This is a genomic window from Iodobacter fluviatilis (assembly GCF_900451195.1).
GTDB classification, from domain to species: Bacteria; Pseudomonadota; Gammaproteobacteria; order Burkholderiales; family Chitinibacteraceae; genus Iodobacter; species Iodobacter fluviatilis.
On the sequence record NZ_UGHR01000004.1, the window covers coordinates 361336 to 373289 of the forward strand.

The window sequence follows — 11954 nt, forward strand, 5'->3', positions numbered from 1 at the left end:
CCTCGGGAAGTCGCAATGATACCCAAAAACGACTCATTTCGCCTCGAATATCGGCAAAGCGATTTAACTATATGGGATTTTTAGCAGGCTATGCTGACTTGCGAAAGGCATTTTCTTGGTTTTGCTTACTGTTAGTTTGGTTGAATATTTTAATATGCTTAATTTTTAGTTAATGCTGTGTTAGGGGGAAATATTCCTATTAATCATCCAGCCCTGTCTTGAGTCATTGTCCTTGAATGGCTGTTCGTAATGCTTTGGCCAGAAAAGTTCAGCGGCTTGGTGCTAGAGATGTGCGCTGCATTTGCCTTGTTCAGCCCCCAACGGCAGCGAATGTAGCTGTGTGGGTGATGCGCTAACATTCACTGGAGACAAGAATGAATCAGTTGATGTGTTTATATTAAACAAAAATCCCCAGCAGAGTCAGGTTGATTCTGCTGGGGATGGTCTCATCTAGCTTTAAATTAGAATGAGTACTTCACACCTAATTGGTAGAAGCTACCACGCGCTGTATACAGTGGTGCAAAGCCAGGCGCCGAATAGGTTCCAGAGGCTACATTCGAGAATGGAGGCATACGATCAAATACATTTTTCACCGCAGCATCGATTCTCAGGTTTTTGATTCCGGTGTAAGCCAAGGTCAGATCAACTTCGGTATGGCTGGCAATACGGTTAGCTTCCGGATCGTAGTTTTCTTTATCATCCGGGCTTGCATTAACATCTTGGAAGCTGGCTGTAGTACGAACACCCACACCACCGCTCCAACCGTCCTTCTCTACATCGAAGCGGAAAGTGTTACGCCATTGTGGTTCGCCATAGGTATCAACCCAGTCTTCCATTGAACCTGTATCGTTCGATTTTTTGAGCGACAAGTAATAACTATTGTTATTGCTAAAGGTGAATGTAGCCAGTGAAGTTGGGAACCGCAGCTTCATATCGGTATCAATACCTATATTTTCTTGCTTATTACGGTTTTTCTTCTTCTGGGACATCATCCAGCCATATTCAGCACTTGGTGCAATTTGACCTGCTTGAAGTGCTTCGAGGTAAGTTTGATCAGAAATAACATCGTCTTTCTTGATCATCCACCAGTCAACTGAGCCGCTGAATGGACCTGCTTCACCAACCAAGCCCAGATTGATAGATTGGCCTTTTTCTGGTTTCAAATCAGGGTTGCTGCTGGTTGTGCGTTGACCATTAATGCCGTTTTTCTTGCAATCAGCCAGATCCGTAGCACTCAGATTTGGTAGGTAGTCACATTCTGAACCCGAGAAGGTATGTGCGCCTTGCGATGGGCCTTGATACAGGTCCTGCAGGGTTGGCATGCGGAAGCTTTCTGAATAGGAAGCGCGAACCATCAGGTTTGAAATTGGCTGGAAACGTGCAGCAAAGCGCGGTGAAAACTTGGAATTACCACCTTGATAGCTGTCATAACGTAACGCAGCTTGCAGTTCTAATGACTTCAGAACAGGGACAATCACCTCACCGAACACGGCTTTACCACTACGTGACCCTTCAGTTACCACCTGCTTGATCGAGCCATAAACTTGGTCATTTTGCTGCAGATAATCAGGAATATCAGTTAGTTTTTCATGCGTGAAGCTTGTGCCAAGCGCAAACACAACCGCGCCGCCACCCAGTGTCAGACCTGTTTCACCACTCACTTTGGCATCAAAATACGCTTGTTCAAGCTTTGCTTCGCGCTGTGAAATAATCTTCAGGCTATCAATAACCGCTTGATTGTTGTTGCTTGAAGTAGGATCAATGAGTTGATTAGCCAGCGCATCAAAGAATTTGCCTTTGTGTACACCGCTATCTCTATTGTTGTTGGTGCTTACACCGTAACCGCCAGCGATGCTCCAGTCAAAATCAAAAATTTGACCATCAACGCCCAGTACGATATTGCTTAGCTTGTTTTCTTTTTCCGAAACGCGCAGCCCAGGTTGCATAAAGCGACCATTAAAATAGACCTGCTTAGCCGGGTCGGTTGTTACATTGCCATTCTTATCGATCATCTGGCCGTTTTTGTAGTAGGGCATCCCACCTGGAGCAGGATGTGCTTCAAAATGATCATTGCTCTCTGCATATAAGTACTGAGCATAGGCTTGAGTCTTTTCGTTCAGTTTGACCCGCCCAAGCATCATCAGGTTTTTACGGTCTGCACCTGTGCTCAATGTCAGTACATCTTGGTTAAAGTCATAAGAGCACTGGCCGTTGCTCTTGATGAGATCAGCAGGGCAGCCAGGAGCTACTTGTGTCCATTTCTTATTAATTTGAACGTTGCCATATGGAGAGTAGCTGCTGCGCAAATCAGAGCCGCCAAAACGTCTGTAGTCAGCAGTCTTAGAAATATCCCGGTCTTTAGTTAAAATTGGATCACGGGTTAATACGTCAAATGAACCAAAGAAATTAAAGCCATCTTCTTCCAAATCACCAAAACCGCCTGTGATCCCTGCCGTTTTCTCGGTGCCGTCACCACGGCTGGATTGGCCAATCGAGCTGCGAATCTCACCGCCTTGATAATTTTTCTTGGTGATAAAGTTCACCACACCAGCCACTGCATCAGCACCATAAATAGCTGAGCCACCATCTTTCAAGATGTCTACACGCTCAATGGCTGACATTGGCAAGGCATTAATATCGAAAGACTGTCCGCCAGACATTGCGTGCTTTGGTAAGCGGCGCCCATCCAGAAGAATTAAGGTATCGCCACTGTCTAAGCCACGCATGCTAATAAAAGCACTGCCAGATGCAGAGGGGTAGTTCGATTTTTGTTCATAGGAGTCATCAAAATCGAGGCTGGCTACGTTCTTCACGACTTCTTGAACTGTAGTTGCTGCCGTTTTTTCCAACGCTTTTTTGTTTACTGTTTCAACTGCAGCAGCACCTTCTTTCTGAACGCGCTTGATGCTTGAGCCTGTTACTTCAACACGCTGAACTTTGTTGGGGGTGTCTTCTGCTGCCGCAATTGATACATAGCTGATGCTGGCAATCGCTAAGGTAAGTGCTTTTAAAGGGAATTTCATCTCTGTGTATCCTCGGGTAGAGCTTGGATTTTTGATTTCTTGCCGCTGTAAGTAAGCGTGTAGCCCGATCGTAACAATTACTTTGTAAATATTCCCGTTTAAAACAGTAAGTCATCTGATTTGTTGCGCGCTTATGACACTTGTTGCAATGAATCACCTTTCTCTCGGTGCGGATGCGGCATCTGTTTTGTCTTTGATGGGGGCCCGTGCGATGAGGCTTTATCAAACTCCGCAATACAAGCAAAGCCTCCGGCTGGTTTACATGATTGATTGCTTCTACACTCGGGTTGCTCTTTTGAGCGTGGTGTTTTCATATAAAAACGAGAAGGGAAGACAAGATGACGCAGCCAGCGGGTGCACAATTACAGTTGAAGTGGGAATGCCTGACTAATCATTACGAGGGCGATCACTTTTTAGCCGAGCTGACGATTACTAATCTGTCGGATGTCGCTTTAAGCGGGCAGGATTGGGCCATTTATTTCAATACCTGCCGCAAGATTAAGCCTGAGACGGTGCAAGGCGGCGTGGAGATGGAGCATGTAAACGGCGACGTTTCACGCTTTGTTCCTGCTGCTGATTTTGCGGGCCTGCCTGCGGGCGCTTCAATGGTGGTGCGCTATCAGGGGATCTTCTGGGTTATTAACGAAACCGATGCGCCGCTGGGCTTTTATATCGTTTATGGCAATGCGGTGGCCGATGCCATTGGTGATCCACAGATCGTGCCTTTCAGCCGTCCGGAGCAATGTAATCGTAATTTAAACGATGCCGTGCCTTTGATGACGCCTGCATTACGTTTTACTGAGAACCAGGCGCTCACGCTATTACCTAGCGATGCCGTTGGCAAAATTACGCCAACACCGATAGAGGCGCGTTGGGATGTGGGCCAGTACCTGATTACGGCGGCAACTTTGATTGTGCATGGCGAGGCGCTGGCTAAAGAGGCGGCCTTTTTGCGTGCTGCTTTGCACGATGTATCGGGAGTGGAATTACAGAGAGCCAGCCGTGGTGCTGGCATCACTTTGCAGCTGGGCAAGGTGGATGTGGCCGGTAGCTGCGCACCAATGGAGGCTTACAGCCTAGAAATTAGTGCCGCTGGCGTTGTGATTACGGGTGCAAGTGCGGCAGGGGTGATGAATGGGATTCAATCGCTGCGTCAGCTTTTACCAGTAGACAGCTATCTTAATCCGCAGGCTAGCCTGGCCGTGCCTTTCGGCTATGTGATTGATGCGCCGCGTTTTGCTTATCGCGGTATGCATCTGGATGTAGGTCGTAATTTTTCTAGCAAGGAAACGGTCTTACGGCTTTTGGATTGCATGGCTTTATACAAGCTCAATAAATTTCACTTCCATTTAACCGACGACGAAGGCTGGCGTTTAGAGATTCCATCTTTGCCTGAGCTAACTGAGATCGGTGCTTTACGTGGTTTTAGTGAAAATGAAAAACACAGCCTCTTGCCAAGTTTTGGTTCGGGCGCGGTGGTGCAGGGCTCGGCCGGAACGGGTTTTTATAGCCGCGCAGATTTTATTGAAATCTTGCAATTTGCTACGGCCCGCCATATTGAGGTAATTCCTGAAATCGACGTGCCTGGCCATGCCCGCGCAGCGATCAAGGCAATGGAATTACGCTATGAGCGTTTAAAAGTAGCTGGTAATCTGGCTGGAGCAGAGGAATATCTGCTGAGCGATTTTAATGACCAGTCCAAGTATGAATCGGTGCAGCTGTGGCACGACAATGTGATGTGTATTGGCCAGGAGTCTTGCTATCGCTTTATTGAAACAGTTTTGGTGGATATGAAGGCGATGTTTGCCGAGGCAGGCGCACCATTGACTACGATGCATACCGGCGGTGATGAAGTGCCGCATGGTGCGTGGGAAGGTTCGCCCATTTGTCAGGCCTTTATGCAAGAGCAGGGTATTACTTCGATTCAGGGTTTACAAAATTATTTCCTTGCGCGTTATCGCACCCTGCTGCAAAAGCACAATCTGGTCTTCGGCGGCTGGGAAGAAATCGCCTTGTCTAAGCAAGATGGCAAGCATGGCCCAAACCCAGAGTTTGTAGACGCTAAATTCCAGCCCTATGTTTGGAATAATGTCTGGGGCTGGGGTCAGGAAGATTTTGCCTATCAGCTGGCTAATGCGGGCTATCAGGTGGTGCTGTCGAATGTGACTAATCTGTATTTCGATTTGTCCTACGCCAAAGATCCGCAAGAGCCGGGCTATTACTGGGGTGGTTTTATTGAAACGCGCGGCGCTTATGAATTTTGCCCGCTGGATATTTACACCACCGCCACGGTCAATTTATTTGGCCAGCCGCTGGATGCAGAAAGCCTTGCTAAAATGCAGCGCCTAACGCCTGAGGGCACTAAAAATGTGCTGGGTATACAGGGCCAGCTTTGGGGCGAAAATGCACGCAGCCAGGGACGGGTTGAATACTTGGCGATGCCACGGGTAATTGCGTTGGCAGAGCGTGCTTGGGCAGCGGACCCGGGCTGGACTAAGATCAGCGATAAATCCGAAAGGGCAGCAAAAATGGATGCAGATTGGAATCAATTTGCAAACCGCCTGGGCCAGCGCGATATGCCTCGTTTGGATGGTTTTGTCGGTGGTTATGGCTACCGGATTCCCTTGCCGGGTGTGCAGCGTGTGGATGGCAAGGTTGCCCTGAATGTATCCGCGCCGGGCTTGGCTCTGCGTTACACCTTGGATGGCAGCGAGCCCAATGCGCAATCGGCACTTTACACCGGGCCATTTACAGCAGAAGGCGTCATCAAAGCCGCAAGCTTTAGCCGCACAGGGCGTAAGAGCAAGACGGTAGTGGCTTAAAGCGTTTCTTAGGGTGCGCAAGGTGTTTTCTTGCGCACCGCTGTGTCACGGTGCGTCACGCCTCTGGCGTTTTGCACCCTAAGATTTATGCCTCTATTTCGCTAACGCCGCCTTCAACATCTCTTCAATCTGCTGAACAATTGCCGCTTCTTTATCCGCATCGTATTGCTTAATTGCAGGCGTATGGATATGGCCAACAGGGGCTTTTACCCCCAGCTGATCGCGCAGGCGCAGGCTGCGGTAGGAAATCTCATTGGATAAATAACCACCGCCAGAGCCTTCTACCGATACTTCTTTGGCCAATTCGGCCAGATTTTTTGGGCAAAACCCTTTTTGCCGCAGAGTGCTGATGGTGCAGTTATCGTGCACGATAAACGGGGCTTGTACGGTGAGCATATTTTTAATAGGCAGGCTGAACTCTACAAATTCTGCACCCGGCAAAGTCTTGCCTTTGAGTAGAGGCAGTACAGGATTTGTCAGTGTTCCACCCGTTTTAATATTTAAATTATCCGGAAAATCAGCCGAGCGGCGTTTGCCCGGGTAGCGCTCTAAATCAAAATCTTTACGCCCCATGCTGATGGTTACGATTAAATCGACAGGGTCTTTAAGATAGGGCGTAAGCAGGTCTTCCACAAAGCCCGCATCAAAATCGGCAAAGCGCACCGGGGCAATGGCCGTTTCGATTTGCGCCCGCTGGCCATTTACTTCAATAAATTTGCCATCCAGCAGCAGGGCCGCTAGGCCGGAAGGGTTGCTTTGATTAATGTTTCTGTCCAGCAAAAAAGGATCAAAGCCCGTAAGCAGGATGCGTTTTACCCCTTGGGTGTAGCGGATATCCTGAATGCCACGGCTGTTTTGCTCAAACAGGGCCAGCCAGCTGTTTCTTTGGGTGGCATCTGCATCAAAGCCTAATTTGCCATCGCGGATTTGTTGAGTAATAGCAAGGCGTGCCCAGTAGAGTGGCCGGTCATCAGTGGTTTGCCGTGCTTGCTGGCGGGCATCATTCCATAGCGTCTGCCCGGCACTGATCAATAAGGCATCCACTTCCGTACTATTTTTTGCCTTAGCTAAGCTTGCGCTTAGTTTGCTGATTTGCGTTTCAAAAGGGGCCAGTAAATGTGGCATTGCGGCTTTGGCAGCCTCTGATCGGTTTTCTTCCTCACTGGCAGCAAGGCTGGAGGCACTAAAAATCAGACTAAGGCAGAGGCAGGCCGCTTTTAATATCATTTAAATATTGTCCTTTTGGTTGCTGGAGTATTAATTGCCAGAGCATAAGCCGGTGTGCTTTCCTGCAGCTATAAAAAAACGTCTGAGCCTGCATACTGTTGTATGTAAGCGCCAGACGTTTTTGATGTATCAGTATGTTGCTTGATGCAGACCTGAGCACAAGCCAGTATCAAGCATACTGAATGCAGTAATTAAGCTGCTAAGCGTGCAGCAACCACATCCCAGTCAACCAGCTTCCAGAAACCTGTCAGGTAGTTAGGGCGGCTGTTGCGGTAGTCGATGTAGTAAGCGTGTTCCCACACGTCACAGGTCAGCAGCGCAGTGTCAGCTGTTGTCAGTGGTGTTGCCGCTGCTGAAGTGTTTACGATATCGAGTGAGCCATCTGCTTTCTTAACTAGCCATGTCCAGCCAGAGCCAAAGTTGCCGGCTGCAGATGTATTAAATGCTTCTTGGAACTTAGCAAACGAGCCCCATTTTGCATCAATTGCAGCAGCCAGAGCACCAGCAGGAGCGCGGTCTGCAGCTTCTGCATTAGGCTTAAAGCCCAGCCAAAAGAAAGTGTGGTTCCAAACTTGAGCCGCGTTATTAAACAGGCCGCCAGCAGGGGCTTTTTTAACGATTTCTTCAAGCGACAAAGATTCGTTATCAGTGCCTTTGATTAAATTGTTTAAATTAGTGATGTAAGTCTGATGATGCTTGCCATAGTGATATGACAATGTTTCAGCAGACATAAATGGTGCTAATGCATCTTGAGCGTAAGGCAATTCTGGTAGCTTGTGTTCCATCGTGATCTCCGATCGGGTATGTTTTTAGGCGCGAAACAGCTCAGTTAAATATTGGGACTAAGCCGTCTTTTTTCAAGCGCTAAGCAGGATGTTAAATAGTGCCGGTATTTTGCCAGCTTTCTGGCAAATTAAGTCGCTAATCTGTTCCAAATTGTCGCTAAGTCGCACTGCTTACGTTATGTTTGCAATAATTAAAATTATTAGCGCTGTTCGATCCACGTTTTGGGGCTGGCGGCTGCCTGTGGTATCTTTCGCCGTCTGCAAAAGTTGTCGGCAAGACCGGCTTCGGGAATATAAAAATGACTATCCTCGCACTTATTATTGCATTGGCACTGGAGCAGTTCCGGCCATTATCCAACCGCAATCTGTTTACGCTGGCTTTTGTACGCCTTGCTAATCAACTGGAGCGTGGTTTAAACGCAGGAGAGTTTCGCAATGGTATGGGGGCTTGGCTGCTATTGGTATTGCCACTCCTGATTGTATCGTTTGTGGTTTACCTCTTGTTATGCCGTGTGAATGTGGGCTTTGCTCTGCTTTGGGATGTGGCCATCCTGTATCTGACCATGGGCTTTCGTCAGTTTAGCCATGCTTTTTCGGGGATTTCAAAAGCCTTGCAGGCAGAGGATTTAGACACTGCACGTGCATTGCTGGCTGATTGGAGCGGGCAGCATACGTCTGAAATGAGCGCAGATGAAGTTTCCAGAATGGCGATTGAGCAAGGCCTTGCAGATTCTTATCGCTATGTATTTGGTACTTTATTCTGGTTTGTGGTGCTGGCTTGGTTTGCTGGCCCGGCTGGTGCGCTGCTCTATCGTTCAGCCAGTTTGCTCGCGCAAAAGTGGGGACGCAGCTCGGGTGCGTTCGGGCGTTTCTCTGTACTGATTTTAGAGTTGCTTGATTATCTGCCTGTGCGGCTTACGGCTGCCAGCTTTGCAATTATGGGCAATTTTGAAGATGCGGTGTATTGCTGGCGCACTCAGGCGCAAAGCTGGACAGATTATATCGATGGCATTTTGCTATCGAGTGGCGCGGGTGCCATTGGTGTACGCCTTGGCGATACCCTGCATCAGGATCACACGGTGAAGTTTCGTCCGGAGCTGGGTGTGGGCGAGGCTGCAACTCCCGATTATCTGGCGAGCGCAGTTGGTTTGATCTGGCGCACGGCTATTTTGTGGATTGCACTGGTATTACTCTTTAGCCTTGGCTCTTGGCTGGGGCGTGTTTAATACGTCGGCTTGTTACTTTATTTGAATCATTTAAAAGCGGAAATGCATCCGCAAACTGAGGGATTTTCCTGTGCCCAGTATCCGAATCGATCAAACCGATCTTCGCGTAAATAATATCTTCTGTGTTGCCCGCAATTACCTTGCTCATGCTGCAGAAATGGGCGCAAGCATCGGCAGCGAGCCTGTGGTTTTTATTAAACCTAACTCCGCCATTTTGCAGTCTGGCCAGGCGCTGCAATTGCCTTCATGGTCCAAAGATGTGCACCACGAAGCAGAGCTGGTGGTGGCCATTGGCCGGGGTGGCAAAAATATCAGCAAGGAAAATGCGCTGGAGTATGTGGCGGGTTATGCGCTGGGGCTGGATTTAACCGCCCGGGATGTGCAGACAGAAGCCAAGCGGGCGGGTATGCCATGGACTCTGTCCAAAGGTTTTGACGGTGCCGCAGTGCTGACGCAGTTTGTGCCTGCCAGCGCCATTCGCAATCCGTTTGAATTAGAGTTCGCTTTAGAAATTAATGGCAAAAGCAAGCAGCAGGCTGATACGCGATTAATGGCTTTTGATGTGGCTACCCTGATCTCATGGATTTCCAGCCGGTTTACGCTGCAGGCCGGAGATTTAATTTATACCGGCACGCCAGAAGGGGTGGGGCAGCTTCATTCGGGTGATCAGCTCAAGCTGACGCTGGGCGATTTGATCGAAGAGAAGTTTGTAGTGGCCTGATGGTGTTTTTTTAAGCAAGACAAGCGGTGTGCAAATATCCTTTTTGCACACCGGCCTTTAATTTAAACCGCAGGTAAGCTGGATAAATCCCAGCGGGGCTGCACGGCATAGCTGCCTGCCGGTGTAGCAAACTTCAGACGCTGCGCACCGGCAAAGGCAATCATTGCGCCATTGTCGGTACATAATTCAAGGGGCGGGTAAAAGACTTCAAAGCGGCGTTTTTTGGCTGCAGCATCAAGGCCTGCACGCAGTTGTTTATTTGCCCCCACGCCGCCTGCAATCACGAGGCGGTTCATTCCGGTTTGTTTCAGTGCTGCCAGGCACTTTTTACTGAGCACCTCTACTACGGCCTCTTGAAATGCGGCGCAAATATCGGCTTGTGTTTGCGGATCAAGCTCATCCTGCTTGTTTGCCAGTTGCAGTACGGCCGTTTTTAAGCCGCTGAAGCTAAAGTCCAAGTTGCCAGAATGCAACATAGGGCGCGGAAGATTAAAGCGCTTGGCGTCGCCCAGCTCGGCCAATTTGGAGAGGGCCGGGCCACCGGGGTAGCCTAGTCCTAATAATTTGGCAGATTTATCAAATGCCTCGCCCGCAGCATCATCTACCGTTTCCCCCAGAATTTCGTACTGACCAATGCCGCGCACAGCCATAAGCTGCGTGTGCCCACCGGACACCAGCAAGGCGATAAACGGAAACTGAGGTGCAGGGTCGGCTAGGAGCGGAGAAAGTAAATGTCCTTCCAAGTGGTGTACGGCGACCACTGGCTTGCCCAATGAAAAGGCGAGGGCATTGGCAACAGAAGCACCTACCAGTAGCGCACCGGCAAGCCCAGGGCCCGCTGTGTAGGCTACTGCATCAATATCTGCCAGTGTTTTGCCTGATTCTGCTAGGCAAGCTGAGGTAAGAGGGAGCGCCCGACGGATATGATCTCGTGAGGCCAGCTCGGGTACAACGCCACCATATTCGGTGTGCATGGCAATTTGCGAGTGGATTTGATGCGCAAGCAAACCCGCATCCGTGTCGTATAGCGCAATGCCGGTTTCGTCACAAGAAGATTCAATGCCTAATACCAGCATGCCGATACTCTATAAAAAAGGGAGGTAATGCGCTATATTAGCGGGCTGTTGCAGATCTATAAAGCACTGATACTCGATCACCCTTTGACAGGTGACAATAGTTTATGGATAATGCTACGCCTTGATTGATGTAAACGATTCGGTCTTTCAGATCATCGTAAAACAGGATTGCTCGATGCCTAACGTACGCGTAAAAGAAAATGAACCGTTTGAAGTTGCGATGCGTCGCTTCAAGCGTGCTGTTGAAAAAACTGGCCTGCTGACAGACCTTCGCTCACGCGAATTCTACGAAAAGCCAACGGCTGAACGTAAACGCAAACAAGCTGCTGCTGTAAAGCGTCAGCACAAGCGTCTGCGTAGCCAAACACTGCCACCAAAACTCTACTAAGAGTTTTTGTAGCAGCGCATGCCGGAAGGTCGCCTAGAGCGGCCTTTTAGCATTTCTACTCAATTGATCGTTGCAGTGTTAATGCTTATTAAGCGAGCTTCTGAAAGTAGCTAAGCCGTTTTTAATCTGCGGCTGAGATTATTTTGGATGGTGCGCCCAGAGTATTATCGTGCGGTGATCTGCTTCAATCACAGGGAATGACCATGACTCTCAGACTGCAAATCCAGAACGATATGAAAACCGCAATGAAGGCGAAAGAGGCCGATCGCCTTGGTACGATTCGTCTTTTGCTGGCTGCAATTAAACAGCGCGAAGTGGATGAGCGAATTGAGCTGGATGATGCTGCGGTCACTGCTGTGATTGAAAAAATGCTCAAACAGCGCAAAGACAGTATTCAGCAGTTTGAAGCAGCTAATCGCCAGGATCTGGCGGATAAAGAAAAGCTGGAAGTCGCTGTACTGGCGGCATATATGCCTCAGCAGTGCTCCCCTGAAGAGGTGGCCGCAGCTGTAAACGCTGCAATTGCTGCGCATGGCAAAACGCCTGCGGCAATGGGTAAAATTATGGCTGAGTTAAAAGCTGCTTTGTCTGGTCGTGCCGATATGAGTGAAGTTTCCAAATTGGTGAAAGCAGGAATGGCGGCTTAATCCATTGCGTTAACGGGCGGGTGTAATTTTTTACACCTG

At 49.0% G+C, this 11954-nt stretch carries 9 protein-coding genes; 5 read left to right on the forward strand and 4 right to left on the reverse strand.

Going from position 1 to position 11954, the window contains the following annotated elements; all coding sequences use genetic code 11:
- Positions 1 to 461: 461 nt before the first annotated feature.
- Positions 462 to 3023, reverse strand: coding sequence for a TonB-dependent receptor (locus tag DYD62_RS20365; protein ID WP_115229617.1), 2562 nt, complete (start codon positions 3021 to 3023; stop codon positions 462 to 464).
- Positions 3024 to 3361: 338 nt separating this feature from the next.
- On the opposite strand from DYD62_RS20365, the gene DYD62_RS20370 reads away from it, so the two are divergent.
- Complete coding sequence (locus tag DYD62_RS20370) at positions 3362 to 5845, forward strand: family 20 glycosylhydrolase (protein ID WP_115229620.1); 2484 nt, start codon at positions 3362 to 3364, stop codon at positions 5843 to 5845.
- 93 nt (positions 5846 to 5938) lie between these two features.
- On the opposite strand, the gene DYD62_RS20375 is transcribed toward DYD62_RS20370, so the two are convergent.
- Together DYD62_RS20375 and DYD62_RS20380 are read right to left on the reverse strand one after the other, a co-directional pair.
- A complete protein-coding gene (locus tag DYD62_RS20375; protein WP_115229622.1) occupies positions 5939 to 7072 on the reverse strand; it encodes a pyroglutamyl-peptidase I in 1134 nt (377 codons plus the stop codon).
- A 191-nt stretch (positions 7073 to 7263) separates the two neighbouring features.
- Positions 7264 to 7857: a superoxide dismutase gene (locus tag DYD62_RS20380; RefSeq protein ID WP_115229625.1), complete on the reverse strand. Its 594-nt coding sequence runs from the start codon at positions 7855 to 7857 to the stop codon at positions 7264 to 7266.
- A 299-nt stretch (positions 7858 to 8156) separates the two neighbouring features.
- Between DYD62_RS20380 and DYD62_RS20385 the strand changes: the two genes are divergently transcribed.
- Both DYD62_RS20385 and DYD62_RS20390 read left to right on the forward strand, forming a co-directional pair.
- Positions 8157 to 9083 carry a CobD/CbiB family protein gene (locus DYD62_RS20385; protein WP_115229627.1) on the forward strand — a complete coding sequence of 309 codons (927 nt, stop codon included), beginning with the start codon at positions 8157 to 8159 and terminating at the stop codon, positions 9081 to 9083.
- Between the two features lie 70 nt (positions 9084 to 9153).
- Positions 9154 to 9804 carry a fumarylacetoacetate hydrolase family protein gene (locus tag DYD62_RS20390; protein ID WP_115229629.1) on the forward strand — a complete coding sequence of 217 codons (651 nt, stop codon included), beginning with the start codon at positions 9154 to 9156 and terminating at the stop codon, positions 9802 to 9804.
- A 62-nt stretch (positions 9805 to 9866) separates the two neighbouring features.
- Here the strand turns inward: DYD62_RS20390 and tsaD are convergent, their stop codons facing one another.
- Positions 9867 to 10880, reverse strand: coding sequence for a tRNA (adenosine(37)-N6)-threonylcarbamoyltransferase complex transferase subunit TsaD (gene tsaD / locus DYD62_RS20395; RefSeq protein ID WP_115229631.1), 1014 nt, complete (start codon positions 10878 to 10880; stop codon positions 9867 to 9869).
- A 175-nt stretch (positions 10881 to 11055) separates the two neighbouring features.
- Between tsaD and rpsU the strand changes: the two genes are divergently transcribed.
- Both rpsU and DYD62_RS20405 read left to right on the forward strand, forming a co-directional pair.
- A complete protein-coding gene (gene rpsU, locus DYD62_RS20400) occupies positions 11056 to 11268 on the forward strand; it encodes a 30S ribosomal protein S21 (protein ID WP_046350429.1) in 213 nt (70 codons plus the stop codon).
- Between the two features lie 203 nt (positions 11269 to 11471).
- Positions 11472 to 11915 carry a GatB/YqeY domain-containing protein gene (locus DYD62_RS20405; protein WP_115229634.1) on the forward strand — a complete coding sequence of 148 codons (444 nt, stop codon included), beginning with the start codon at positions 11472 to 11474 and terminating at the stop codon, positions 11913 to 11915.
- Positions 11916 to 11954 lie beyond the last annotated feature (39 nt).

What these genes read in the sequence shown, in the direction of transcription:
- DYD62_RS20365 (WP_115229617.1), bottom strand. Translation starts at nt 3,023, where the DNA reads ATGAAATTCCCTTTAAAAGCACTTACCTTAGCGATTGCCAGCATCAGC.
- DYD62_RS20370 (WP_115229620.1), top strand. Translation starts at nt 3,362, where the DNA reads ATGACGCAGCCAGCGGGTGCACAATTACAGTTGAAGTGGGAATGCCTG.
- DYD62_RS20375 (WP_115229622.1), bottom strand. Translation starts at nt 7,072, where the DNA reads ATGATATTAAAAGCGGCCTGCCTCTGCCTTAGTCTGATTTTTAGTGCC.
- DYD62_RS20380 (WP_115229625.1), bottom strand. Translation starts at nt 7,857, where the DNA reads ATGGAACACAAGCTACCAGAATTGCCTTACGCTCAAGATGCATTAGCA.
- DYD62_RS20385 (WP_115229627.1), top strand. Translation starts at nt 8,157, where the DNA reads ATGACTATCCTCGCACTTATTATTGCATTGGCACTGGAGCAGTTCCGG.
- tsaD (WP_115229631.1), bottom strand. Translation starts at nt 10,880, where the DNA reads ATGCTGGTATTAGGCATTGAATCTTCTTGTGACGAAACCGGCATTGCG.
- rpsU (WP_046350429.1), top strand. Translation starts at nt 11,056, where the DNA reads ATGCCTAACGTACGCGTAAAAGAAAATGAACCGTTTGAAGTTGCGATG.
- DYD62_RS20405 (WP_115229634.1), top strand. Translation starts at nt 11,472, where the DNA reads ATGACTCTCAGACTGCAAATCCAGAACGATATGAAAACCGCAATGAAG.